This window comes from Streptomyces sp. NRRL WC-3618 (assembly GCF_001280005.1).
Classification (GTDB): domain Bacteria; phylum Actinomycetota; class Actinomycetes; order Streptomycetales; family Streptomycetaceae; genus Streptomyces.
On the sequence record NZ_LGDW01000118.1, the window covers coordinates 1 to 25,699 of the forward strand.

A 25,699-nucleotide genomic window follows, 5' to 3' on the forward strand; every position below is an offset into this window, starting at 1 on the left:
ATAGTCGACGCACAGGTCGAGCATGTGCGCGCCCTCACGAATCTGATCCCGCGCCATCTCCACACAGTCGTCCCAGCGCGCCTCCAGCATCGCCTCACGGAACTTCTTCGAACCATTCGCGTTCGTCCGCTCACCGATCGCCATGTACGCCGTGTCCTGACGGAACGGAACCGTCTGATACAGCGAAGCGGCACCCGCCTCCGGCTGCGGGCTGCGTTCGACGGGCGTGGCGCCCTGTACGCGCTCCACGAGCTTGCGCAGGTGCTCCGGGGTGGTACCGCAGCAGCCGCCGACCAGGTTCAGGCCGTAGTCGTGGACGAAGGCATCCTGCGCGTCGGCCAGGCCCTCGGGATCGAGCGGGAAGTGGGCGCCGTCCTTGGTGAGGATCGGCAGGCCCGCGTTGGGCATGCAGAGCAGCGGGGTGCGCGAGTGGCGGGCCAGATAGCGCAGGTGTTCGCTCATCTCGGCGGGGCCGGTCGAGCAGTTCAGGCCGATCATGTCGATGCCGAGCGGTTCGAGCGCGGTGAGCGCGGCACCGATCTCCGAGCCCAGGAGCATCGTGCCCGTGGTTTCGAAGGCCATCGAGACCAGGAGAGGCACGTCGTGTCCGGTCGCCTCCATGGCGCGTCGGGCGCCCACGATCGACGACTTCGTCTGGAGGAGGTCCTGCGTGGTCTCGACGATCAGGGCGTCGGCGCCGCCGGCCAGGAGGCCCTCGGCGTTCGCCTGGAAACCGTCACGGAGGGTGAGGTAGTTGATGTGCCCGAGAGACGGCAGCTTGGTGCCGGGGCCGATCGAGCCGAGCACCCAGCGCTGGCGGCCGTCGCGGGCGCCGAACTCGTCGGCGGTCTCGCGGGCGATGCGGGCGCCGGCCTCGGACAGCTCGTGCACGCGCTCGGCGATGTCGTACTCGGACGCCGCCGTGTGGTTCGCACCGAAGGTGTTGGTCTCGACGCAGTCGACGCCCACCGAGAAGTACGCCTCGTGGACGGTGCGCACGATGTCGGGGCGGGTGACGTTGAGGATCTCGTTGCAGCCTTCGAGGTTCTCGAAGTCCTCCAGCGTCGGATCCTGCGCCTGCAGCATGGTGCCCATCGCACCGTCGGCTACCACCACACGGGTGGCAAGTGCGTCCCTGAGGGCGGACACACGGGTCCTGCTGTCGTTGGAAGGGGCGGACGACGAGGCGGCCATGTAAGGGCTCCCTGGAGTGCGACGGCTGTCGGCTTTGCGCCCCCTTGGGAAGGCGCACGCGGCCAGGGTAGCCCGGGGTGGGGCCGTATGGTCGGGGCGTCCACGGGACGGACGTACGTGGCGCGCGTTTCGTGGCCGAAAGCCGCTGGGTGTATGCCCGGCATCCACCCGGATGTACGCGGGATGTAACAGGTGTCGGCCAGCCATTGGCAGGTGGTCGACATGGAACGGTAGTGTTCGACATTGCCGAACGGCGGCAGCGAACGCCGGTTGCGGGCGGTCGAAGGGGACGGAGGCAGGACGGCGATGGCACGGAACATCCAGTCGCTCGAACGGGCGGCGGCGATGCTGCGGCTCCTCGCGGGCGGCGAGCGTCGGCTCGGCCTCTCGGACATCGCCTCGTCGCTCGGCCTCGCCAAGGGCACCGCCCACGGCATCCTGCGCACCCTCCAGCACGAGGGCTTCGTCGAACAGGAGGCCGCCTCCGGGCGCTATCAGCTGGGCGCCGAACTACTGCGCCTGGGCACCACCTACCTGGATGTCCACGAGCTACGCGCGCGTGCCCTGGTGTGGACCGACGACCTGGCCCGCTCGAGCGGCGAGAGCGTCCATCTGGGCGTCCTGCACCAGCGGGGCGTGCTGATCGTGCACCACGTCTTCCGCCCCGACGACAGCCGGCAGGTGCTGGAGGTCGGGGCCATGCAGCCCCTGCACTCCACAGCTCTGGGCAAGGTCCTGTCGGCCTACGACCCGGTCGCGCACAGTGAGGTCCTGGAGGCGGAGCGCACGTCGTTCACCGACCGGACGATCAGCGACCTGGAGGGTTTCGAGGGGGTCCTGGACCTCACCCGCGCGCGTGGGTACGCGGCCGACGTCGAGGAGACCTGGGAGGGTGTCGCGTCCATCGCAGCCCCCATCCACGACCGGCGGCGGATGCCCGTGGGCGCCGTGGCCGTCACCGGCGCCGTGGAGCGGCTCTGCCGGGAGGGTGAGCTGCGCCCCGAGCTGATCGCGGCCGTGCGGGACTGCGCCCGCGCGGTGTCACGGGACCTGGGCGCCGGGCGGTTCTGAACCCCTCGTACGAACCCGTCGCACGAACCCTCGCGCAAAGTCTGAATTTTCGACCAAAGCAGACCGGGACATACTGGATGTTCCGGTCTTTTCGTGTGCGTGGCGTGTGCGGGCGAACGCGGCTCGCGACCGACTCAAGGTCGATAGCTCGCGGCGATCAATAACGATCGTGTTTTCGATAACAGAGCTCTTGACGTGCCCGTAACTCCGGAGCAAGACTCCCGTCCATCGGTCGACATTGTCGAACACCGACCGGCAATAGGCGTTAGAGTGTGACAACGCCAAGGGCCGGCAGCTCCCCCCTGGACGAAGGACAAAGGAGTCGCGGGTGTCCAGCTCCGACATCTTCATCGGCGAGACCATAGGTACCGCCATACTCATCCTGCTCGGTGGCGGTGTCTGTGCCGCCGTCACGCTGAAGGCCTCCAAGGCCCGCAACGCCGGCTGGCTGGCCATCACCTTCGGGTGGGGTTTCGCCGTACTGACGGCCGTCTACACCTCGGCGCCGCTCTCCGGCGCCCATCTCAACCCGGCCGTGACTCTCGCGCTCGCGCTCAAGAAGGACGGCATCGCCTGGAGCGACGTCCCGATCTACTGGGGCGGGCAGCTGCTCGGCGCCATGATCGGCGCGGCACTCGTCTGGGTCGCCTACTACGGCCAGTTCCTCGCGCACCTGACCGACAAGGACATCGTCGGCACTCCGGGCAAGAAGGCCGTCGAGGCGCGGGAAAAGGGGGCCGGTCCGGTCCTGGGTATCTTCTCCACCGGCCCCGAGATCCGCGTCGCCTGGCAGAACGTCGCCACTGAGGTCATCGGCACGATCGTGCTGGTGCTCGCCGTCCTCACGCAGGGCCTCAACGACGGTGGCAAGGGCCTGGGGGTCCTGGGTGCCCTGATCACCTCGCTCGTCGTCGTCTCCATCGGTCTGTCCCTCGGCGGCCCGACCGGCTATGCGATCAACCCGGCCCGTGACCTCGGTCCGCGCATCGTGCACGCTCTTCTGCCCCTGCCCAACAAGGGCGGCTCCGACTGGTCCTACGCCTGGATCCCGGTGGCCGGTCCGCTGATCGGCGGCGCGATCGCTGCAGGCATCTACAACGTCGCTTTTGCTTAGAGCAGCCGGCACCGCCAGACCAGCAGGCGCAGCCTTGAGCAACAACGCCGTAAGCCAGCCCCTTACCCACGGACCTCTCAGGAGCACACAGTGACCGACGACGCGCACACCGCCGGCCCGTTCATCGCGGCCATCGACCAGGGCACCACCTCCAGCCGCTGCATCGTCTTCGACCGGGACGGCCGGATCGTCTCCGTCGACCAGAAGGAGCACGAGCAGATCTTCCCGAAGCCGGGCTGGGTGGAGCACAACGCCATCGAGATCTGGACGAACGTCGAGGAGGTGGTCGCCGGAGCCATCGCGAAGGCCGGCGTCACCCGCGACGACATCAAGGCCATCGGCATCACCAACCAGCGCGAGACGACGCTGCTGTGGGACAAGAACACCGGTGAGCCCGTCCACAACGCCATCGTCTGGCAGGACACCCGTACCGACGCGCTCTGCAAGGAGCTCGGCCGCAATGTCGGGCAGGATCGTTTCCGCCGTGAGACCGGCCTCCCGCTGGCCTCGTACTTCGCCGGCCCCAAGGCCCGCTGGCTGCTCGACAACGTCGAGGGCCTGCGCGAGCGCGCCGAGGCCGGGGACATCCTCTTCGGCACCATGGACAGCTGGGTCATCTGGAATCTGACGGGTGGTGTCAACGGCGGTCACCACGTCACCGACGTCACCAACGCCTCCCGCACCATGCTGATGAACCTGCACACGCTGGAGTGGGACCCGAAGATCGCCGAGTCGATCGGCGTCCCGCTGTCGATGCTCCCGGAGATCCGTTCCTCCGCCGAGGTGTACGGCGAGGTCACGGGCGGCAAGCTCGGCGACCTGCTCGGCGGCATCCCGGTCGCCTCCGCGCTCGGCGACCAGCAGGCGGCCCTGTTCGGCCAGACTTGTTTCGCCGAGGGCGAGGCCAAGTCGACGTACGGCACCGGCACGTTCATGCTGATGAACACCGGCGACAAGATCATCAACTCGTACAGCGGCCTGCTCACCACGGTCGGCTACCGCATCGGCGACCAGGCCCCGGTCTACGCCCTCGAGGGCTCGATCGCGGTCACCGGTTCGCTGGTGCAGTGGATGCGCGACCAGATGGGCCTGATCTCCACCGCCGCCGAGATCGAGACGCTCGCGTCCTCGGTCGAGGACAACGGCGGCGCCTACTTCGTGCCGGCCTTCTCCGGTCTGTTCGCCCCGTACTGGCGCTCCGACGCCCGTGGTGTGATCGCCGGCCTGACCCGGTACGTCACCAAGGCGCACCTCGCGCGCGCCGTGCTCGAGGCGACCGCCTGGCAGACCCGTGAGATCACGGACGCCATGACCAAGGACTCGGGCGTCGAGCTCGCGGCCCTCAAGGTCGACGGCGGCATGACCTCCAACAACCTGCTGATGCAGACCCTCTCGGACTTCCTGGACGCCCCGGTGGTGCGCCCGATGGTCGCCGAGACGACCTGCCTCGGTGCCGCCTACGCCGCCGGTCTCGCCGTCGGCTTCTGGACCAGCACCGACGACCTGCGCGCCAACTGGCGCCGGGCCGCCGAGTGGACCCCCAACATGGACGCGGCCAAACGCGACCGTGAGTACAAGAGCTGGCTCAAGGCCGTCGAGCGGTCCATGGGCTGGCTCGAAGACAGCTCTGTCGAGGAGTAAGAACCCCACATGACCAGTGAGCCCACCCTCCAGTCCGTGCCTGCCCTCGGTACGCACCCGTCCTTCGGCACGGCTGTGTTCCATTCAAAAGCAGTGAGCCGCGCCGAGACCCGGGAGCAGCTCTCCAAGGCGACGTACGACCTTCTCGTGATCGGCGGTGGCATCCTCGGCATCTCGACGGCCTGGCATGCCGCGCAGTCCGGTCTGCGGGTGGCTCTGGTCGACGCCGGTGACTTCGCCGGCGCCACCTCCTCCGCCTCCTCCAAGCTTCTCCACGGCGGTCTGCGCTATCTGCAGACCGGCGCGGTGAGGCTGGTGGCGGAGAACCACTTCGAGCGCCGTGCGGTGTCCCGTCAGGTGGCCCCCCACCTGGCCAATCCGCTCACGTTCTACCTCCCCGTGTACAGGGGCGGGCCGCACGGCGCGGCGAAGCTCGGAGCGGGCGTCTTCGCCTACTCCGCCCTGTCGGCGTTCGGTGACGGCGTCGGCCACCTGCTGTCGCCGGCCAAGGCCGCGCAGGACGTGCCCGAGCTGCGCACCGAGAACCTCAAGGCCGTGGCCGTGTACGGCGACGGCCAGATGAACGACGCGCGCATGGCGCTGATGACGGTCCGGGCGGCCGTCGAGGCGGGCGCCGTCGTGCTCAACCACGCCGAGGTGTCCGGCCTGCGCTTCACCCGGGGCCGGGTCACCGGTGCCGAGCTGCGCGACCGTGTCTCCGGTGACGACTTCGGCGTCAGCGCGCGGCTCGTGCTCAACGCGACCGGTCCCTGGGTCGACCACCTGCGCAAGATGGAGAACCCGGACGCGGCGCCGTCCATCCGGCTGTCGAAGGGCGCGCACCTGGTCCTGAAGCGGACGTCTCCGTGGAAGGCCGCGCTGGCCACCCCGATCGACAAGTACCGCATCACCTTCGCCCTCCCCTGGGAGGACATGCTCCTGCTCGGCACCACCGACGAGGAGTTCGAGGGCGATCCGGCGGATGTCGCGGTCACCGAGAAGGACACGGCGCAGATCCTCGACGAGGCCGCGTTCTCGGTCCGCGACCAGCAGCTGTCCCGCGATCTGATCACGTACTCCTTCGCGGGTCTGCGGGTGCTGCCGGGTGGCCCCGGTGACACGGCGAAGGCCAAGCGGGAGACGGTCGTGACCGAGGGCAGGGGCGGGATGCTGTCCGTCTCGGGCGGCAAGTGGACGACCTTCCGGCACATCGGCCGTACGGTCATGGAGAAGCTGGAGACGCTGCCGGGCCGTCCGCTGGGTGACGACTTCGAGCCGATCTCCCGGCTGCCGAAGAAGATGCCGCTGCCGGGGGTCGCGAACCCGCGTGCGGTCGCGCACCGGCTGCTGGTGGACGGGCCCGCGCCCGGCCCGCGCATGGGTGCCGACACGGCGAGGCACCTTGCCACGCACTACGGGTCGCTGGCGTTCGACATCGCCCGGCTGGTGAACGAGAACCCTGAGCTGGGTGAGCGTGTGCATGCTGATGCGCCGGAGATCTGGGCGCAGGTTGTGTATGCGCGGGACAACGAGTGGGCGGAGACGGTTGACGACGTGTTGCGGCGTCGGACTACCTTGACGATTCGGGGGCTGGCTACAGACGAGGTCCGGGCGAAGGTTCAGGGTCTGCTTGACAAGAAGTAAGCGGTACGGCGTTGAAGGGGCGGCTCCTCTTGTTGAGGGGCCGCCCCTTCTTCGTTGTGTTTTGTCTGCGGGTGTGTGGGGGCTTGTCGCGCCCGCGCGGCGGAGCCGCAAATCAGATACAGCCCCGCGCCCCTAAAAGCTCTCCGCTACCGCCCTTACATCGTTCGGGGTGGTCAACTCGTCCCTGCGGACGATCAGTTCGCGGCCGATCAAAAGGGCCCTGCGGGAGGCCGGTACCGGGTTCGGGAGGGTTGTCAGGTCTGTCAGGTGGGCGAAGCCGATTATTCTGCGGATGATCTCCGTGCCCGCGTAGCCCACCGAGTCCGTCCAGATTCTGCGCAGGAAGCGGTCCAGGTACGCGTCGTCGAAGAACGTGTCGGTTCGGGTCGGCCACAGGTTGCGGAACTCGGTCTCGAACGCGTGCCAGGACAGGGCGAGTTGGTCGGCGTGGTCGGTCAGGGAGCCGAGGGCGCGGGCCCGTTGCTCCGAGACCAGTGCGTTCGCCCAGTACAGGCCGAGGTCGTAGCCGATCGGGCCGACGAAGGAGAACTCGGGGTCGAAGACTCGTACCACCGGGGCGCCTTGGCGTCCGCCGACCATGACGCTGCCGGTGTGCAGGTCGCCGTGGAGGAGGGCCTGGGCGCTGGTCATGAAGGTGTGGCGGAGGTCGGCGACCTCTGTGCGGAGTCTGGCGTCGGCGCGGAACTCCGTCGCCAGGTCGTCCAAGTCCTCGTGCCAGTGGTTGTGTTCGTGCTCGATGTACGGCTCAGCGAGGACCACGTCCTCCGTGATCTTGCACAGTTCCGGGCTCACCGAGGCCGCCAGCAGCGCCTTTCGGTCTGCCGACGCCATGCCGAAGTCGCTGGTCGCGAACGTCAGTTGGGCGACGAACTCGCCGATCCGGGCGGAGGTGTGCGGGCCGTACGACGCGCCCTCGTTGAGGAGGGTGCGCAGGACCTCCAGGTCCGACATGTCCTCCATGACGAGGGCGTAGTGCTCGGGGTCATACCCGAGGATCGCCGGGATCTTGTCCGGGGCCACCTTCGCGACCTGCTCGTATGCCCGTGCCTCGGCGTCGGCGCGCTCGGGGCTCATCGGCCAGGACGGGCCCGCCACCCGGACCCAGGGCAGGGCCTGCTTGACGGCGAGGCTGCGGGTGCCGTCGGTGGACCTGGCGAGGAACACGCGGTTCATGTTGCCGTCGGAGACCTCGCGGACCTCGATGTCCGCCGGGTTCGCCCAGTGGCCGCGCTCGTTCAGGTACGCGGGGATGTCGGCCGGCTCCAGGATGCGGTAGCCCATCGTGAACTTCCTTATGCGGTGCGGCGCTTGGACAGGGTGAAGCTGAAGACCAGGGCGAGGATGAGGACGGCGCCCTCGACCACGTCCTGCGTGTAGTAGGGCAGGCCCTTGATGGTCAGGCCGGTGGTGATGATGCCGATGAGGACCGCGCCCAGGGCGGTGCCCCACACGTTCGGGCGGCCCCGGCCGAGGACGGACGTGCCGACCAGGGCGACGGCGACCGCTTCGAGGAGCTGGGACGTGCCCGCCGAGACATCGCCCTGGCCGATGCGCGCCGCCAGGATCAGGCCGCCGACCGAGGCGAGGACGCCGGAAAGGACGTACGCCAGCGCCCGGTACGCGCCCACGCGGATGCCCGCCAGCCGGGATGCCTCGGGGTTCGCGCCGATCGCGTACAGCACGCGGCCCCAGCGGGTGCGGGCCAGGAAGACCCAGGCGACGACCGTCAGGACGCCGAAGATGACCACGGAGACGGGGATGCCGAGGAACGTGCCCCGGTCGATGCGCAGGAAACCCTCGGTGAACCTGCCGGGGGCTGTCGTGCCGTCGGACTGGGTCATGCCCGGGGTGATCGACTGGCCGTCGACCAGGATGAGTTTGGTGCCCTGGATGACGAACATGGTGCCCAGCGTGGCCAGCATGTCGGGGATCTTGAGGCCCACGATGAGCAGGGCGTTGAGCAGGCCCGCGAGGGCGCCCGCGACGATCACCGCGATGATCGCGACCGCGCCGACCTGGTTGTAGGTGATCATCGTCTTCGCGGCGACGGTCACCCCGAGCCCGGCCACCGCGCCGACCGACATGTCCATTCCGCCGACCGCCATGGTGAGCGTGACGCCGAGGCCGAGGATCGCGGCGACGGAGACGTATCTGAGGGTGTCGAGGAGGGTGGCGGAGTCGCGGAAGGACGGCTCGCTCAGGGCGAAGTAGGTGAAGAGCGTGACGGTGACGAAGATGAAGCCGTACTTGATGACCGCGTTCTGGATGCGCGGACCGGCGGCGGGCGTGGACGGGGTCGCCGTCTTCACGGGGGCGCTCTGGGTGGTGGTCATGGCGTACTTCCTGGGGTGACAGGCATCGGCGGGCGGGCGCGGGAGGAGGAGACGGCGGCGGACATCAGACCGACGCCGAGATGGTCCGGATGACGCGGTCGCGTTCCGCGTCCTCGCCGTACGAGTCGAGGTGGATCTCGCCGGCCGCGAGGACGACGACCCGGTCGGCGACCTCCAGGATCTCGTCGACGTCGGCGGACAGGACCAGGACCGCGGCGCCCTCGGCGGCCAGGGCGCGGGCGCGGCGGCCGATGTCGCGCCGGGCACCGATGTCCACGCCTCGGAACGGCTCGTCCAGGATGAGGACGCGGGGGCGTTCGGCGAGCCAGCGGCCGACGACGACCTTCTGCTGGTTGCCGCCGGACAGTTCCTCTACGGTGCTGTGCTCGTCGCGGGCGACGACTCCGAGGGCGTCGATGGTGTCGCGGCCGAGGGCGTCCTCCTTGACGTGGTTCATCAGCCCCGCCGTCGAGAGGGACTTGAGGAACGGCAGCGAGATGTTCCGGGCGAGCGACCAGCCGGGGACCAGGGCGTCCGCGTGCCGGTCCTCGGGGACCAGGTGGACGCCGGCCCGGATCGCGTCGGCGGGGCGGCGGGGCGTGTACGGCTTGCCGTCCAGCTCCACGGCTCCGGTGGTGAAGGGTTCCGCGCCGAAGAGGCCGCGGGCCAGTTCCGTCTTGCCGGCGCCCAACAGGCCGACGACGCCGGTGACTTCGCCCGCTCGCAGGTCCAGGTCCTGGGGTGTACGGCCGTCCAGGAGGCGTACGCCGCGCAGGGACAGGAGGGTCTCGCCGGGCGCGGACTCGGCGCGGGGGCGGGCGGTGGTCGCCTCCTGGGCCTGGGCGAGCATGGCGCGCAGGGCGCTGTCCCAGTCGAAGGGCCTGACCTGGTCCTCGGTGAGACGGCCGTCTCGCAGGACGACCAGTCGGTCCGCCAGCGCGTCGATCTCGCCGAGTCGGTGGGAGACGTACAGGACCGCGATGCCGTCGTCGCGCATCCGCTGGACCAGGGTGAAGAGGCGCTCCGCCTCCGCCGCGGAGAGCGCGGACGTCGGTTCGTCCAGGACCAGGAGCCTCGGGCGGGTGGCCAGGGCTCGGGCCAGGATCAGCAACTGGCGTTCGGAGATGCCGAGTTCGGTGACGTCCCGTCTGAGCAGGGCGTCGCTCCAGCCGAGGTCCAGGGCCGACTGGATCGCGCGGGCGCGGGCCAGCAGGCGGCGCCCGTTCAGGAAGGGGTTGCCGCGGGCCTGGGCCAGCTCCTCGAACACCAGGTTCTCGGCGACGGTGAGCCCGGGAACGATGCCCTCACCGATCCGCTGGTGCACCGTCTGGATGCCCAACTGGCGGGCGGCGAGCGGCGACTGGAGGGCGGCGCGGGTCCCGTTCACCGTCACTTCGCCGCCGTGGTCCGTGTGGACGCCGGACAGGATCTTGATGAGCGTGGACTTGCCGGCCCCGTTGGCACCGAGCAGCGCGACGACGCTGCCCGGTGCGATGTCCAGCGACACGGACTCCAGAACGGTCTTGCCGCCGAAGGCCATGCTGACGTCCCGCAGACCGACCGCGGGTGACTGTTCGGAGGGCCCGGCCGCCTCAGTGGGCGACATTGGCGATCCAGTCGGCCGTGCTGACCCGGGAGAGGTTCAGCGCGGGCAGCGCGGCGCGCAGCTGGTCCATGTTCTGGATGTTCTTGCTCTTCAGGAAGTCCTGGGTTATCGCGACAGCCGGGAACTCGACCGAGGACTTGTTCAGTTGGCCGGCCAGCTCCAGGGCGGCCGTACGGACGACCGCGGCGCCGACGGCGGACGGGTCGGTGCCGGCCGTGGCGACCCACGGGCTGTCCGGGGCGGTCATGTTCTGGATGTCGGCGTTGGAGACGTCCGCGCCGAACACCTTCACCTTGTCCTGCAGCTTCTTGTTCTGCACGGCGAGGACGGTGCCCTTCGCCAGCTCGTCGTAGGGGGCGAAGACACCCGTCACGTCGGAGTGCTGGGTGAGCGCGGCGGAGACCAGCGGCACATTGTCCGTGGCGGTGGAGTCGGTGACCTTACCGACCTTGAATGCCTGCTTCCAGCTATTGGCCTCGACCGTCGACTTCCAGACACTGTCGCGCTTGTCGAGGGCCGCGTAGCCGGCGACGTTGACGTAGCCGACCTTGGCGTTCTTTCCGAGGTTCTTCGCCATCACGTCGAGGACGGCCTGGGCCATGCTCGCGTCGTCCTGCTTGGTGCTGACGACGCCCTTCGTCGCGGTCTCGACGTCGTAGACGACGACCTTGACGCCCTTCTTCACGGCCTTGTCCAGCTCGGGCTGGATCGTCGCGGGGAAGCCGTGGTCCACGATGATCGCCTGCGCGCCGGAGTTGATCGCCGAGGACAGGTCGGTGGCCTGCTTGGCGTTGTCGGCCTGGGCGTCGTACACGGTCAGGTCGATACCGAGGGCCTTGGCCTGCGCCTTGGCGCCGTTGCCCCACTGCTCGAAGTAGTCGCCGGCGCCGCTCTGGCGGACCAGCGCGACCTTGACGGTGCCCTTGTCGAAGGGTGCGGGCTTCTTTCCGGTGGCGGCGGACGCGGCGGCGGCCGGGTCGCCGGTGTTCTTGGAGGCGTTCGTCGACTGCGAGCAGCCCGCGAGGAGGAGCGCCGAGACGGAGGCCAGCGAGAGCGCGGCAAGGGGGAGGCGGGTGCGGGACATGCGGGACTCCAGGTGCGGGGCGGTACGGGAGGAAGAGGGGGTGACGGGGCGCGATGGCCGGAAGGCGTCAGGCGTCAGGCGTCAGGCGTCAGGCGTCAGGCGTCAGGCGTCAGGCGTCAGGCGACGGGAGTGTCCTGGTCCCGGGCGCGAAAGGGCGGCGTGGGGTGGTGGGTTCCGCGCCACGGCCGGGGGGCGTCTCGGGTACTCCGGGGCAGGTCAGCGACAGCGGGCTGTGGTCGACCGGAGCAAGTCCACGTACAGCCGCCGCACGAGCAGCAGCGTCTTCATAGGGAGATCATGAGAACGTTTCAAGCCATTCGTCAAAGGCTTGGACACTGGATCTCAGCATATGGAACGCCGGATTCGTCACATTCTGCTGGCCCTTCGCCGGGAGTTACCATCACGGAACCGGCACCCGACCCGGGACAGTGAGGCTTCCGATGACGACGACACCCTGCGCGACGGCGGTACGACACTGCCCCGACGCGCTGTGTCGCGGCTGTCGTGACTGACGACCGGACGACCGGCCCGCCGCCTCCTCCCCTTCCTGCTCGTGCTGCTGCTCCTGCTTCCGCCCTTGCTGCTGTTCCTGTTCGCTGCGTTCGTTCTCGCTCGCGTTCCACACTCCATTCCCCCCTTGAACCTCTGGAGTTGCTCCCATGACCCTGCTGACGACCTGGCCCGAGTCCGGCCCGGAGACCGTCGTGCGCCGTACCTCCGACCCGGCGGAGATCGCCGCCGCGCTGGCCCCGATCGGTGTGCGCTACGAGCAGTGGCCGATCCGCGAGGACGTACCGGCGGACGCCGACAGCGACACCGTGTTCGCCGCGTACGGCCCGGAGATCGACAGGCTGAACGCCGAGGAGGGCTTCACCACGGTCGACGTCCTCGGTCTGCACCCCAGCGACGACCCGGAGTTCCCGGCGAAGGCGAAGGCGGCCCGCGCGAAGTTCCTCCAGGAGCACACGCACGACGACGATGACGAGGTCCGCTTCTTCGTCTCCGGCTCCGGCATCTTCTATCTGCACGTGGGCGGCGAAGTGCACGCCGTGTACTGCGAGAAGGGCGACCTGCTGGGCGTGCCGCGCGGTACGACGCACTGGTTCGACATGGGCACCAGCCCCGCCTTCACCGCGATCCGCTTCTTCCACGAGGAGGACGGCTGGATCGGCAACTTCACCGGTTCGACCATCGCCTCCCGCTTCCCGGACTACGACACGATCGACGCCGGTTTCCAGCAGGACAGGGCCGCCGCGTGACCCTGCCGGGAACGGTGTTCGAGGTGGACGCCGTGGTGCTCGACATCGAGGGCACCACGAGCGCCACGGGGTTCGTCGTCGACGTGCTGTATCCGTACTCGCGCTCTCGTTTCGGAGCACTGCTCTCGGAGCGGAGCGGTGATCCGGAGGTGGTGCGGGCGGTCGCGCAGGTGCGTGAGCTGATCGGAGAGCCCGGCGCCGACGCCGTACTCGTCGAGAAGACCCTCAACGCCTGGCTCGACGAGGACCGCAAGGCGACGCCCCTCAAGACGCTCCAGGGCGTCATCTGGTCCGAGGGCTTCGCACGCGGCGACCTCGTCTCGCACTTCTACGACGACGTCCTGCCCGCGCTGCGCGCCTGGCACTCGGCGGGTCTGCGGCTGTACGTCTACTCCTCCGGGTCGGTCGCCGCGCAGCGCGCGTGGTTCGCGTCGACCCCGGAGGGCGACCTGCTGCCGCTCGTCTCGGGCCTGTACGACACCGAGAACGCGGGGCCCAAGCAGGAGCCGGAGTCCTACCGCCGGATCGCGGAGGCCACCGGTACCACGGACCCGGGCCGTCTCCTCTTCCTCTCCGACCGGCCGGGCGAGCTGGACGCGGCGCGCGCCGCCGGGTGGCGGACCGCCGGGATCAGTCGGCCCGGGGAGCCGTACTACGAGCAGGGCGTCGGCGACCACGCGCGGGCGGGCACGTTCGACGAGATCAGCATCAGCACGACGAGGAGCATCACGTGACCGCCGGCATCAACGCGCTCGACCTCGAGGAGGCGGGGGCGGTGCTCGCCGCCGAGTCCGCCCGTTTCGCCTCCTTCGGCTGGATGCGGGGCACCTCCGGGAACCTGTCCGTGGTGCTGTCCCGCGATCCACTGCTTCTCGCGGTCACCGCGAGCGGCCACGACAAGGGTGAACTCACGCCCGCCGACGTGGTGTTGGTGGACGCGCGGGGCGCGGCGGTGAACGGCGGCAAGCCGTCCGCCGAAGCCGAGCTGCATGCCCGGGTCGCCGCGCTGACGGGGGCCGGTGCTGTGGTGCACGTGCACACCGTGGCGTCCGTGGCGATGGGCCGGCGCGCGCCCGGCGGGATCGTGTTCCAGGACATCGAGATGCTCAAGGGTGTGGGCGTGCCCGCCCACGACGTCGAGGTGACCCTGCCGGTCATCGGCAACAGCCAGGACATGAAGGTGCTCGGCGACCGTCTGGAGGCGGCGCGCGACCCGCGGATGCCGGCCGTGGTGGTCGCGGGGCACGGGCTGTACGTGTGGGGGGACAACCCCCGTCAGGCCCGGCACCACACCGAAGTCGTGGAGTGGCTGCTGGAGTTGGAGCTCAGCGCTCCGCAGGACGGACGGTAGCCGAAGGCGGGCCGGTCGAGGCTGGTCACAGCCCCGCACCACTGTCGGGGGCGCACAAGGCCGCAGCCCCGCACCCCTGTTGGGGGCGCGGGGCTCGCTACTTCAGGCGGTCGCCCGGGAGTTCACCGGCGGAAACCTCCAACACTCCCCGCTCGGTGATCAGTCCCGTCACCAGCCGCCCCGGCGTGACGTCGAACGCCGGGTTGTGGCCGCGTGACTCGGCGGGAGCCGTGCGGACGCCCGACCACTCCAACACCTCGTCCTCGCCCCGGAGTTCGATGTGGATGTCGGCGCCGGTGGCCGTCGCCAGGTCGACCGTGGTCGTCGGCGCCGCCACCAGGAACGGGATTCCGGCGTCCGCGCAGGCCAGTGCGACCCCGACCGTGCCGACCTTGTTGGCGGTGTCGCCGTTGGCCGCGATCCGGTCGGCGCCGACGATCGCCGCGTCGACCTCACCGCGAAGAATCGTTCCTGCGGCGGCCCCGTCGGCCTGGACATAGTGCGGTATGCCCTCCTGGACCAGCTCCCAGGCGGTCAGGCGCGACCCCTGGAGCAGCGGGCGCGTCTCGTCGGCGTACACGACCTCCAGCCGGCCTCGTGCGTTCAGTTCGCGGATGACGCCAAGTGCCGTACCCCATCCGGCCGTTGCGAGCGCGCCGGTGTTGCAGTGGGTCAGGATGCGCAGCGGGCGCTCGCCCACACCGTCGGCGACGCGCTTCAGCAGCCAGTCGGCGCCGTGCGCGCCCATCGCCCGGTTGCCCTCGACGTCCTCGCGCTGGACGGCGGCGGCCTCGTCGAGTACCGCCGCCAGGCCCTCCTCGAAGCGGGTCATGACCCGGTCCACGCACGCCATGAGGTTGACAGCGGTCGGCCGGGCCGAGCGGATCCGGGCCACGGCCTTGCGCACCTGCTCCTCCGTCCAGCCCTCATGCTCGCCCTGGAGCAGCGCGAGGGCGACCCCGTACGCGCCCGCCGCGCCGATCGCGGGGGCGCCGCGCACGACGAGCCGCTGGATCGCGTCCACCAGGGTGTCCACATCGCGGACGTCCCTGGTCTCGTAGCGGTGCGGCAGGAGGGTCTGGTCGATGAGCGCCAGGCTGTTTCCGGTCCAGCCGACGGCGCGCAGGTCCTGGGGCATAGCGGGACACTCCTGAAGTTCCGGCGGTGCGCGACACCGTACATGACCTCGGTGAACCACAGTTCGAGACGGCCGGACCACTGCCGCGGGCCCGGGTGTTAGAGTCCAGCACCCGCACCCGTTGGGGCCCATGTGAAGGAGGACGCATGCTGCTGACCATGCGCCGCTTCCTCGACCAGGGCCACTGTGCGAGCGACGGCTGTCAACGCTGATCCGTCACCTTCGGCGGCGCCGTCGCGCTTCCCCTTTGTCTCCGCGCCCCGTGCTCAGTGCAGAGCGCGGGCTGTGCCGTACGCAGCTCCGGAAGGTCTCCCCGATGCCTCGCAGATCCCGCCGTACGCTCCCCTTCGCCGCCATGACGGCGCTGCTCGTCGCCGGTGCCACGGCGTGCAACGCCGCCGCGAAGGACGACGCGTCCTCCGACAGCAGCGCGGGCAGCGCGTCGTTCACGCTTGTCACACCGGACGCCGTGGGGCAGAACGAGTTCCTCAAGCTGGCGGTGACCGGCGTCAAGGCGGCCGCGAAGGCGCACAACGGGACCGAGAAGGTGTTCGAGTCCTCGGACACCGCTTCCCAGCAGCAGAACGTGCAGGCCGCCGTCGACGCGAAGCCCGACGTCGTCGTGCTGGTCGGCTTCGAGTTCGCGGACCTGGTCGCGCAGCAGGCCGAGGCGCACCCCAAGCAGCAGTTCCTGATGATCGACGCGTGCACGACGAAGGCGTTCGGCAACGTCAGTTGCGGGGTCTTCCGCGAGCACGAAGGCGTCTTCCTCGCCGGTGCCGAGGCCGGGCTGCTCAGCAAGAGCGGCAAGGTCGGCGCGGTGGACGTGATGGACACTCCGGTGTTCCGCCGCTTCAGCGACCCGTTCGCGGCCGGCGCCCAGCAGGTCGCGCCGAACACGGAGACCGGTACCCGCTTCGTCGGCGGCCAGTCCCCGTTCGACGACTCGGCGCGTGCCAAGGAGCAGGCGAACGACCTGCTGTCCAAGGGCTACGACCAGCTGATGGCGGCTGCCGCGGCCGGCAACTACGGCGTGTTCGAGGCGGCGAAGGCCAAGGGCGCGTTCGCGTACGGCGTCGACGTCAACCAGTGCCCCTCGGCTCCCGGCACGGTCGTCGACAATGTGATCAAGCGCACCGACATCGCCGTGGAGAAGGGCATCTCGCAGGTCCTCGGCGGCCAGACGGGGACGACCGCCTCGTACGGCCTGAAGGAGGGCGGCATCAGCCTCACGGGCCTGGAGAAGGGCGTCGCCTCGTCCCAGTGCGTGATCGCCCAGCACCCCGACGTCCTGAAGAAGGTCGAGGCGCTGCGCGACCAGATCGTGTCCGGAAAGCTGACGGTCGATGACCCCTCCGTCGCCGGCTGACGCGCAGACGGCGGCGGTCGAACTCCGGGGAATCACCAAGCGGTTCCCCGGCACGCTCGCCAACGACGCCGTCGACCTGACCGTCCGGCGCGGCGAGATCCACGCCCTGATGGGCGAGAACGGTGCCGGCAAGTCGACGCTCATGTCGGTCCTCTACGGGATGGAGCGCCCGGACGCCGGTTCGGTCCGGGTCGACGGGCGCGAGGTCTTCTTCGCCGATCCCGGCGACGCGATGGCCGCCGGGCTCGGCATGGTCCACCAGAGCTTCAAGCTGTTCGACTCGCTGACGGTCGCCGAGAACGTGGTGTACGCCGCCGAGCCGCGCCGTTTCGGCCTGGTGGACCGGGGTGCGGCCCGCCGCCGGGTGCGTGAACTGGCCGAGGAGCACGGGCTCGCGGTCGATCCGGACGCCCGGGTCGGTGACCTGCCCGTGGGGCTGCGCCAGCGCGTCGAGATCCTGAAGCTGCTGCACCGGGGCGCCCGGACGCTCATCCTCGACGAGCCGACCGCCGTCCTGACGCCGACCGAGGCGGACGCCCTCTTCGCGGTCCTCAAGTCCCTTGCCGCACAAGGACGTTCGGTCATCCTGGTCACGCACAAGCTGCGTGAGGTACTCGAAGGCAGCGACCGCGTCACGGTGTTGCGGGACGGCCGGGTCGTCGCCGGGCTGGTCACCGCCGAGACGTCCGCCGACGAGATCGCCGCCGCGATGACCGGCCGCGCCGTGGAACTCGACCGCGTCCACGCCCCGGGCACCCCCGGCGACGTGATTCTGGACGTCACCGACCTGGCCACGGACGGGGTACGGGACGTTCGACTCACCGTGCGCGCAGGTGAGATCGTCGGGATCGCGGGCGTCGCGGGCAACGGCCAGAGTGAGCTGGTGGAGGCGCTGGCCGGACTGCGTCCGGTGTCCGCCGGCCGGGTCGCGCTGCTCGGCGGCGACATCACGCACGCCTCCGCGACCGAGCGCCGCGCCAAGGGCCTCGCCTACGTCCCTGAGGACCGGCACGCCGTGGGTACGGCGCCTGCCGCGTCGGTCGCCGACAACCTGGCGATGGGCCACCACCGTACGTCGCTGTCCTCCCGCGGACTGCTTCCGCCCGCCGCTGTACGAGGTCACGCACGGCGTCTCATCGAGCGCTTCGGCATCAAGGCGGCGTCCCCGGAGGTGCCCGCGTCCTCCTTGTCCGGCGGCAACCTGCAGAAGCTGCTCATCGGGCGCGAACTCGCCCACGACGCCCCGCTGTTGCTCGTGGAGCAGCCCACGCGCGGGGTCGACATCGGCGCCGTCCAGAACATCCACGACCAGCTGATCGCCTACCGCGACGCGGGCCACGCCGTCCTGCTCGTCTCGGCCGAGCTCAGCGAGATCCGGGGGCTCGCCGACCGGGTCCTGGTGATGTACGAGGGCCGCGTGACGGCGTCGTACGAGAAGGCGGCGGACGAGCGGACGCTCGGCCTCGCCATGGCGGGCGGCGGCGCCGGCAGTCCGGCTCCGCCGGCCCCGGTAGAGGTCGGGGACTGACATGAACCACATGAACCACATCACGAAAGCCGTCCGCTCCCCCGTCGCCTTCTCGGTGCTCGCCGGAGTCGTCATCGGCGGCCTGTTCCTCGTCGGGACCGGCGCGGATCCGGTCGCCGCGTACGGCGCGGTGCTCAGCGGTTCGCTCGGCGCCGACGGCATCGGGGCGACGCTCACCACCCTGACGAGCGTCCTGGGCCTGGCCCTCGCGCTGGCCGTGCCGTTGCGCGCCGGGCTCATCAACCTGGGCGGGGACGGGCAGTTGGTGCTCGGCGGGATGGCGGCGGCCGTGACGGGGCTGTACTCGCCGCTGCCCGCGCCGCTCACCGTCGTCCTCGCGCTGCTCGCGGGCATGGCGGCCGGTGCCGGGTACGCGGCCCTCGCCGCCCTGTGCGAGAACCGGTTCGGCGTACCGCTGCTGGTGAGCAGCCTGCTGCTCAGCTATCCGGCGGCGTCCCTCGCCTCCTGGCTGGCCCGCTACCCGCTCAAGGAACCGGGCTCCAGCCTCCCTCAGACCCGGCAACTGCCGGACGGGGTCGCGCTGCCCACGTTCGGTTCGTCGACGGTGACGGTCGGGCTGCTGCTGGTCGTCCTGGCCGCAGCCACGTACTGGTTCACCGACCGGCGCACCGCGTTCGGCTACGAGATGCGGATGACCGGCCTCAGCTCCCGGTTCTCCGCATACGCGGGCGTCGAGCGCGGGGGCCTGACGCTCCGACTGATGGCGGTGTCGGGAGCGCTGGCCGGACTCGTGGGCGCCATAGGGGTGTTGAGCTTTCCGTACCGCTTCCTCGACGGCTCGCTCACCGCGTCCGGCTACACCTGGACGGGTCTGACGGCGGCCCTGCTCGCCGGCGCCGCGCCCGTCGGGACGGTCCTCGCCTCCTTCTTCTTCGCCGTGCTCCAGGTGGGCGGCCTGTCGATGGAGCGGACGACCGAGGTACCGCGCGAGCTGACCCAGGTGCTCCAGGCGATCGTGATCGTGTTCCTGGCGGCCCGGCTGCGTTTCCCGCGCCTCGCCCGCGAACACGACAACGAGCGTAGGAACGACCGTGAGAACGACCCTGAGAGCCACCGTGAGAACAACCCCGTCCGGCAAGGGGAGTTGACCTGATGTTCTTCGACTCCGATCTCCTCATGTCGGCGCTGCGCGCGCTGACGCCCATCCTGCTGGCGGCGCTCGGCGGGGCGATCTGCGAACGGGCGGGCGTCTTCAACATCGGCCTCGAGGGCATGATGCTGATGGGCTGCTTCACCGCCGTGGCCACCAGCTGGTTCACCGACAGCCCCTGGCTCGGCGTGCTGGCGGCGGCCCTCGCCTCCGCCGCGTACTCCCTGATCCTGGCCGTGGGCGCGGTGACCCTGTGCGGCGACCCGGTGGTGCTGGGAATCGCCCTGAATCTCCTGGCAGTTGGCCTGACCAGCTTCCTCCTCCGTACCGTCTTCGGCGTGCAGGGCACTTTTGACGATCCGTCACTGGCCGGGCTGCCGTTGGTCGGTGGCTTCTCGCCGCTCGCGTATCTGGCGTGGGCGGCGGTCGGTGCGGCCGCGCTGACGCTGTCCCGGCATGTGTGGGGGCTCAGGCTGCGCGGGGTCGGCGAGGCGCCCGACGCGGCGGCCACGCTCGGGGTGAGTCCGGTCAGGTACCGGTACGGGGCCGTGCTCGTCTCCGGTGTGCTGTGCGGGCTCGCGGGGGCCCAACTCGCCCTCGGCAACGTCACGTTGTTCTCCGAGAACATGACGGCGGGGCGCGGCTGGATCGCCGTGGTCGCGGTGATGCTGGGCCGGGCGCTGCCGCTCGGTGTGCTGCTGGCGGCGCTGCTGTTCGGGCTCGCGGAAGCGGCCGGCTTCCGTCTCCAGGGCCTGGGTCTGCCGCAGCAGGCGACCGACGCCGCGCCGTACGTCGTCACACTCGGCGCCCTCTTCCTGACGACGGCCCGACGCCGTCACCGCACCCCTGACACGTCCCCTTCCTCTTCCACTTCCCCTTCCGCTGGAGCCGTTTCATGACCCAGGATCTGTCGCCCGTCACCCGAATACCCCGCACGGGGCTGCCGCCGCGAGCGCTGGTCGTCGGCGACCCGCAGCGCGCCGCTCTCGTCAGCGCCAGGCTGGAAGACGCGCGGGAGCTGTCGTACCACCGCGAATACCGTGTGTTCACGGGGAGTTGGAAGCGCGTGCCGGTGCTGGTCGCCTCGCACGGGGTGGGCGCCCCGGGTGCCATCCTGCTGTTCCAGGAGCTGGCGGACGCCGGTGTGCGGACCTTCCTGCGGTTCGGTACGGCGGGTGCGATGAAGCCGGGAATCGGCGACGGCGACCTCGTCATCGCCGAGGCGGCCGTCCGCGACGACGGCGTCACCCAGCAGTTGCTGCCCCCGGAGTACCCGGCGGTCTCCTCCCCCGAGGCGGTGCTCGCGCTCCAGCGGGCGGCGCGCGAGGCGGGCGCCCCGCACCACCGGGGCATCGTGTGGACACGGGCCGCCTTCCAGCCCGGTCTGCTCCCCCTCTTCTCCTACGAGGGCGCCGGACTCGCCGCCATCGAGATGGAGTTGAGCGCCCTGCTGGTGACGGCCTCGCTGCGCGGACTGGTCGCGGGCGGAGTGGTCGTCGTCGACGGGGCGAACGCCGACGAACTCGTCGACGAGACCGCCACCGGCGGTTACAACCCCCACCGGGAGGTCGTCGCGGAGGGCGTCGAACGCGGCGCGGTCGTGTCGCTGGAGGCGCTGCGCCTGCTGGCCGAGGACGAGGAGCCCCTCGCATGAGCGAGCGCATCGACCTGCTGGTGCACGGCGGTGACGTACTCACCGTGGACGAGGCCGGAACCGTCGTACAGGACGGCGCGGTTGCCGTCCGGGACGGCGAGATCGTCGCCGTAGGCCCCGCAGAAGAGCTGACCACCCGGTTCACAGCCGACGAGTCCCTTGACGCCGCGAACTGCCTCGTCCTGCCCGGCCTGGTCAACACGCACACCCATCTCGCGATGACGTTCCTGCGCGGCCGGGCCGACGACGTCACCCTCCAGGGCTTCCTGGAGCGCGTGCTGAAGTGGGAGGCGCAGCTGCTGTCGCCGCGGAACGTGGCGGCGGCGGTCCGGGTCGCGGTCGCCGAGAGCGTACGAGCCGGGGTGACCTCCGCGCTCGACATGTACTGGTTCCACGAGGCGGCCGAGCAGGTGGCGCGCGAGACGGGCTGGCGGCTGCACACCGGCCCCACCTTCATGGACGTACCGCAGCCGCCCGACGGCATCCCCTACGAGGACCGGCTGACGTGGGCCCGCCAGGACCTGGCCGCCCGTGGCACCCCGCGTCCCGGCCACCGTCCGATCCTCTTCGCCCACTCCACGTACACCCTCTCCCCCGATCAGCTTGTCGAAATCGCCGCGCTGGCAAGGGAGTTCGGCGCCCTGCTGCACATCCACGCGGCCGAGAACGCGACCGAGGTCGCCACCGTCGAGGTGCGGCACGGCAAGCGCCCCGTCGAACTGCTCGACTCGCTCGGCCTCCTCGGCCCCGACCTGCTGCTGGCCCACGCCGTGGACCTCACCGGCCCCGAGATCGCGGCGCTGGCCCGCACCGGCACGTCCGTCGCCCACTGTCCCGTCTCGAACCTGAAGCTCGGCTGCGGCATCGCGCCCGTGCCCCGGCTGCTCAGCGCCGGTGTGACCGTCGGGCTCGGTACGGACGGCGCCGTCAGCTCCAACACGCTGGACGTGCTGGGGGCGGTGCGGCAGGCGGCCCTCGTCCACAAGGCGGGCGGCGACCCCACGGCGGTCGGCGCCGAACAGGCCGTACGCATGGCGACCGCCGAGGGCGCGAAGGCGCTGGGCCTGGGCGATCGGCTGGGCTCCCTGGAGCCGGGCAAGCGGGCCGACCTGATCGTGCTCGACCTCAGCGGCCCCCATCTGCGGCCCCGGCACGACCCGTGGTCGACGCTCGCGTACGCGGCGCACTCGGCGGACGTCCGGGACACCGTCGTGGACGGCCAGGTGCTGATGCGGAACCGGAAGCTGACCACCCTGGACGAGGCCGCAGCGCTCGCGGAGCTGGAAGCACTGCTCTGACGCCGCGCATCCGGCACCCGCACGTGGGTACCCTTCCGGCCACCCGTAGGGGACCCTCGTACGGGCTGACATCGCTTTTTGTGCCCCGTTCAGCCCACTGAACCGTCATAATGGCCTGAGACATCGGATGTCTGAACGATTGGGAGGCCCGCCATGGCAGTCACCGACGAGGCGATCGAAAAGATCAAGGGAATGATCGTCTCCGGGTCGCTGCGCCCCGGCGACCGGCTGCCCAAGGAGAGCGAGCTGGCCGCCGATCTCGGCCTGTCCCGCAACTCCCTGCGCGAGGCGGTGCGCGCCCTGTCGCTCATCCGGATTCTCGACGTACGGCAGGGCGACGGCACCTACGTCACCAGCCTGGACCCCCAACTCCTGCTCGAGGCAATGAGTTTCGTCGTGGACTTCCACCGCGACGACACGGTCCTGGAATTCCTGGCCGTACGCCGCATCCTGGAGCCGGCCGCCACCGCGATGTCGGCGGCGCGCATCAGCGAGCAGCAATTGGACGCGCTGTCCGCCCAGTTGGAACGGCTGGGCGGACAGCCGTCGGTGGAGGAACTGGTCGCCGCCGACCTGGAGTTCCACCGGGGGATCGTGCAGAGTTCCGGCAACTCGGTGCTGTGTTCGCTCCTTGACGGCCTGTCAGGTCCCACCACCCGGGCGAGGATCTGGCGCGGGCTGACCCAGGAGGACGCGGTCGGCCGCACCCTGCGCGAGCACCGGGCGATCCTGGCCGCCCTGCGCGACCGGGACGCCGAGGCGGCGCGCTCGTGGGCGACGGTGCACATCGCCAGCGTGGAGCAGTGGCTGAGGTCGACTCTCTAGGCCCTGTCGTTGCCGAACTCCCGGCGGCGGCGTCAGCCGACGACATCGGGAGACGGCCGGCGACACCCGCGCAGCGCTGTTCGACCGCTCGGATGAATGATCGGGGCGGTGCGGGGTGGCTCATGGGTGGTGTTTCGGGGTGTCTATCGGGGCAGTGATCCGTTCACTCCCCCGTGCAGGGGGCTGCGGGCGCCCCCGCCGCACGCCGTAAGGTTGGGTGGTCAAGCGAGGGCACATCGGAAGGAGGCGCTGGGTGATCGAGCTGGAGGGGGTTCCCGAGCTGATCGACCCAGTCATGGTGGCCGCGTTCGAGGGTTGGAACGACGCCGGCGACGCCGCTTCCAGCGCTGTCGCGCATCTGGACCGGGAATGGAAGGGCGAGGTGTTCGCGGCGCTCGACGCCGAGGACTACTACGACTTCCAGGTCAACCGCCCCACCGTGTGGCTGGACAACGGCGTGCGCAAGATCACCTGGCCCACGACCAGGCTGTCCGTGGTCAGGGTCGGCGGCGACAAGCCCCGTGACCTGGTGCTGGTCCGGGGCATCGAGCCGTCGATGCGCTGGCGCTCGTTCTGCAACGAGCTGCTGGGCTTCGCGCACGAGCTGGGTGTGGAGCTGGTGGTCATCCTGGGCGCCCTGCTCGGCGACACCCCGCACACCCGTCCGGTTCCGGTCAGCGGGGTCACGTCCGACGCGGATCTGGCCCAGCGGATGGATCTGGAGGAGACGAAGTACGAGGGCCCCACGGGCATCGTCGGCATCCTCCAGGAGGCGTGCACGCACGCGGGCGTCCCGGCCGTGTCGCTGTGGGCGGCAGTCCCGCACTATGTGTCGCAGCCGCCCAACCCGAAGGCGACGCTGGCCCTCCTGAACCGGCTGGAGGACCTGATCGACATCCGTGTCCCGCTGGGCGAGCTGCCCGAGGACGCGCGTGCCTGGCAGGTCGGCGTGGACCAGCTGGCCGCCGAGGACAGCGAGGTCGCGGAGTACGTGCAGACGCTGGAGGAGGCCCGGGACACCGCCGAGCTGCCCGAGGCGACGGGCGAGGCCATCGCCCGCGAGTTCGAACGCTATCTGCGTCGCCGTGACGGCACCGGCCCGGCGGGCCCCGGCCCGGCCTCCGGCGGCCACGCCACGGCGGACGGCACGGACAGCGCGTCGTATCTCCGGGACAACCCGGCCGGCCGCCCGAAACCGCAGCCGCCGAAGCCGCCCCAGCTGCCGAGCACGGACGACGAGGACTCCCCCGAGGAGTGAGCGTCGGATACGGGGAAGGGCCGGTGCGCACGACGCGCACCGGCCCTTCCCCGTCCCTGTGTCCGCCCGCGTACGGGCGCTCAGCGGCCCTCAGCGCTCCACGGAGACCACGGCGTACGTCGTCTGGGGCGTCGGCGTCGTGGTGAACCGGGCGTTGGGCAGATACAGCCGGTTCCGGTACGCGGCCACCGTGGTCGGCACGTCGAAGGCCTGGTCGGTGATGCGGCGTCGGAAGACCCCGCGGCTCCCGTCCGCCGACAGCGTGAACACGTCGATCGCGTTCTGCATGTTCTGCACGACGTACAGGATGCGCCCGAGGAGCAGCAGCCCGTCGCCGTCGGTGAGCGGGGCGGCGTCCCCCAGGTCGACGAGCCGGGTGACCCCGGTGCGCGGGTCCACCCGGTGCAGCGCGCCGACGCCGGACTGAACGACGAGCAGCGCCTTTCCGTCGGGCGTGGCGGTGATGCCGTTGGCCTGGAGGACGTCACCGGGCAGCTGGTTCCAGTCGCCGCCCAGGGGGATCCGTACGACCTCGTCGGCGCCCGGCAGCGCGCCGCCCGGGCACAGCGGGAGCGCGTGCAGAGTCGGGTTCAGGGAGTCGGTGAAGAACGCCGCGTGCGGCGTCAGGAACACGTCATTGATGAAGATGGGCGTGCTGGTGGGGAAGGCGTACGAGGCGAGGACCGCCCCGGTACGGGTGTCCACGACCCGGGCGCCCTCGCCGCGGGCGGCGACGAACAGGCGCCCCTGGCCGTCGAGTTCGAGCCCGACGGACGCTGTGCCGGCGCCGGGCGAGATGATCTCGCCGGCGCCGGTGCGCAGGTCGGCCCGGTAGATCGAACCGTCGGTGAGCGAGCCCAGGTAGGCGTAGGGGCCGGCGGTGGCTATGCCTTCCGGAAAGAAGCCGTCCGGCAGCGGTATCAGGGTCGGCAGGGCCTTCGGGGCGGCGGCGGCCGGGGAGGCGACCAGGGCGGCGGAGACGGTGGCGGCGGCACCCGCCGCGAGGAGTCCGCGACGGCTGACGTGGCGAGCGGAGGAACCGTGTATGGGTGCCACGGGGGTTTCCTTCCAGGAAGGGACCGAGGGTTGGCCGGTCCTGCGGGTCAACTGGCCCTGCCACAAGATCACATGTTCACTCGCGCCACAGGTTCCCCAGGGAGTCGACAGCACTTCGACAGCAACGGAGGGCTCGCCTCCGCA

22 protein-coding genes are annotated in these 25,699 nt (G+C 70.4%); 15 read left to right on the plus strand and 7 right to left on the minus strand.

Going from position 1 to position 25,699, the window contains the following annotated elements:
* Positions 1-1,194: homocysteine S-methyltransferase family protein (locus ADL01_RS13855; RefSeq protein WP_159049521.1), on the minus strand; the 1,194-nt coding region annotated here is incomplete at its 3' end.
* A gap of 306 nt (positions 1,195-1,500) precedes the next feature.
* Between ADL01_RS13855 and ADL01_RS13860 the strand changes: the two genes are divergently transcribed.
* The 4 genes from ADL01_RS13860 (at position 1,501) to ADL01_RS13875 (ending at position 6,664) form a co-directional block, all read left to right on the plus strand.
* A complete protein-coding gene (locus ADL01_RS13860) occupies positions 1,501-2,265 on the plus strand; it encodes an IclR family transcriptional regulator (protein WP_053742275.1) in 765 nt (254 codons plus the stop codon).
* A 328-nt stretch (positions 2,266-2,593) separates the two neighbouring features.
* Positions 2,594-3,379, plus strand: a complete 786-nt coding sequence (locus ADL01_RS13865) for an MIP/aquaporin family protein (protein ID WP_053742276.1) — start codon at positions 2,594-2,596, stop codon at positions 3,377-3,379.
* Between the two features lie 90 nt (positions 3,380-3,469).
* The gene (gene glpK, locus ADL01_RS13870; protein ID WP_053742277.1) at positions 3,470-5,020 is read left to right on the plus strand and encodes a glycerol kinase GlpK; all 1,551 of its coding nucleotides are present in this window, start codon (positions 3,470-3,472) and stop codon (positions 5,018-5,020) included.
* 9 nt (positions 5,021-5,029) lie between these two features.
* Positions 5,030-6,664 (plus strand): glycerol-3-phosphate dehydrogenase/oxidase, encoded by a 1,635-nt coding sequence (locus ADL01_RS13875; RefSeq protein ID WP_053742278.1) that lies wholly within the window; start codon positions 5,030-5,032, stop codon positions 6,662-6,664.
* 132 nt (positions 6,665-6,796) lie between these two features.
* Here the strand turns inward: ADL01_RS13875 and mtnK are convergent, their stop codons facing one another.
* From mtnK to ADL01_RS13895, 4 genes are all read right to left on the minus strand, one after another.
* Positions 6,797-7,966 (minus strand): S-methyl-5-thioribose kinase, encoded by a 1,170-nt coding sequence (gene mtnK, locus ADL01_RS13880; protein WP_053742279.1) that lies wholly within the window; start codon positions 7,964-7,966, stop codon positions 6,797-6,799.
* Between the two features lie 11 nt (positions 7,967-7,977).
* Positions 7,978-9,018 carry an ABC transporter permease gene (locus ADL01_RS13885; RefSeq protein WP_053742280.1) on the minus strand — a complete coding sequence of 347 codons (1,041 nt, stop codon included), beginning with the start codon at positions 9,016-9,018 and terminating at the stop codon, positions 7,978-7,980.
* 64 nt (positions 9,019-9,082) lie between these two features.
* Positions 9,083-10,624, minus strand: coding sequence for a sugar ABC transporter ATP-binding protein (locus ADL01_RS13890; RefSeq protein ID WP_053742281.1), 1,542 nt, complete (start codon positions 10,622-10,624; stop codon positions 9,083-9,085).
* The gene (locus tag ADL01_RS13895) at positions 10,611-11,708 is read right to left on the minus strand and encodes a substrate-binding domain-containing protein (protein ID WP_053742282.1); all 1,098 of its coding nucleotides are present in this window, start codon (positions 11,706-11,708) and stop codon (positions 10,611-10,613) included. Before ADL01_RS13895 ends, ADL01_RS13890 begins: the two co-directional genes overlap by 14 nt.
* A gap of 659 nt (positions 11,709-12,367) precedes the next feature.
* On the opposite strand from ADL01_RS13895, the gene ADL01_RS13900 reads away from it, so the two are divergent.
* From ADL01_RS13900 to mtnB, 3 genes are read left to right on the plus strand one after another with little or no spacing between them, the layout of a single operon-like run.
* A complete protein-coding gene (locus ADL01_RS13900; protein ID WP_053742283.1) occupies positions 12,368-12,967 on the plus strand; it encodes a 1,2-dihydroxy-3-keto-5-methylthiopentene dioxygenase in 600 nt (199 codons plus the stop codon).
* Positions 12,964-13,701 (plus strand): acireductone synthase, encoded by a 738-nt coding sequence (mtnC, locus tag ADL01_RS13905; protein WP_053742284.1) that lies wholly within the window; start codon positions 12,964-12,966, stop codon positions 13,699-13,701. The genes ADL01_RS13900 and mtnC overlap by 4 nt, the downstream gene beginning before the upstream one ends.
* Positions 13,698-14,318 (plus strand): methylthioribulose 1-phosphate dehydratase, encoded by a 621-nt coding sequence (mtnB, locus tag ADL01_RS13910; protein ID WP_053742285.1) that lies wholly within the window; start codon positions 13,698-13,700, stop codon positions 14,316-14,318. The genes mtnC and mtnB overlap by 4 nt, the downstream gene beginning before the upstream one ends.
* Before the next feature lie 97 nt (positions 14,319-14,415).
* On the opposite strand, the gene mtnA is transcribed toward mtnB, so the two are convergent.
* Complete coding sequence (gene mtnA / locus ADL01_RS13915; RefSeq protein ID WP_053742286.1) at positions 14,416-15,456, minus strand: S-methyl-5-thioribose-1-phosphate isomerase; 1,041 nt, start codon at positions 15,454-15,456, stop codon at positions 14,416-14,418.
* Positions 15,457-15,772: 316 nt separating this feature from the next.
* On the opposite strand from mtnA, the gene ADL01_RS13920 reads away from it, so the two are divergent.
* From ADL01_RS13920 to ADL01_RS13955, 8 genes are all read left to right on the plus strand, one after another.
* Complete coding sequence (locus ADL01_RS13920) at positions 15,773-16,825, plus strand: BMP family ABC transporter substrate-binding protein (protein WP_053742287.1); 1,053 nt, start codon at positions 15,773-15,775, stop codon at positions 16,823-16,825.
* On the plus strand, positions 16,803-18,353 hold the full coding sequence (locus tag ADL01_RS13925) for an ABC transporter ATP-binding protein (RefSeq protein WP_053742288.1): 1,551 nt from the start codon (positions 16,803-16,805) through the stop codon (positions 18,351-18,353). Before ADL01_RS13920 ends, ADL01_RS13925 begins: the two co-directional genes overlap by 23 nt.
* 10 nt (positions 18,354-18,363) lie before the next feature.
* Positions 18,364-19,467: an ABC transporter permease gene (locus tag ADL01_RS13930; protein ID WP_234354624.1), complete on the plus strand. Its 1,104-nt coding sequence runs from the start codon at positions 18,364-18,366 to the stop codon at positions 19,465-19,467.
* A complete protein-coding gene (locus ADL01_RS13935; protein ID WP_053742289.1) occupies positions 19,467-20,363 on the plus strand; it encodes an ABC transporter permease in 897 nt (298 codons plus the stop codon). Before ADL01_RS13930 ends, ADL01_RS13935 begins: the two co-directional genes overlap by 1 nt.
* Positions 20,360-21,118: a nucleoside phosphorylase gene (locus ADL01_RS13940; protein WP_053742290.1), complete on the plus strand. Its 759-nt coding sequence runs from the start codon at positions 20,360-20,362 to the stop codon at positions 21,116-21,118. Before ADL01_RS13935 ends, ADL01_RS13940 begins: the two co-directional genes overlap by 4 nt.
* Complete coding sequence (locus ADL01_RS13945; protein ID WP_053742291.1) at positions 21,115-22,416, plus strand: amidohydrolase; 1,302 nt, start codon at positions 21,115-21,117, stop codon at positions 22,414-22,416. Before ADL01_RS13940 ends, ADL01_RS13945 begins: the two co-directional genes overlap by 4 nt.
* Positions 22,417-22,569: 153 nt before the next feature.
* A complete protein-coding gene (locus ADL01_RS13950; protein WP_053742292.1) occupies positions 22,570-23,241 on the plus strand; it encodes a FadR/GntR family transcriptional regulator in 672 nt (223 codons plus the stop codon).
* A 253-nt stretch (positions 23,242-23,494) separates the two neighbouring features.
* A complete protein-coding gene (locus ADL01_RS13955) occupies positions 23,495-24,499 on the plus strand; it encodes a PAC2 family protein (protein ID WP_053742293.1) in 1,005 nt (334 codons plus the stop codon).
* A gap of 90 nt (positions 24,500-24,589) precedes the next feature.
* On the opposite strand, the gene ADL01_RS13960 is transcribed toward ADL01_RS13955, so the two are convergent.
* Complete coding sequence (locus ADL01_RS13960) at positions 24,590-25,555, minus strand: SMP-30/gluconolactonase/LRE family protein (RefSeq protein WP_053742294.1); 966 nt, start codon at positions 25,553-25,555, stop codon at positions 24,590-24,592.
* Between the last annotated feature and the right edge of the window lie 144 nt (positions 25,556-25,699).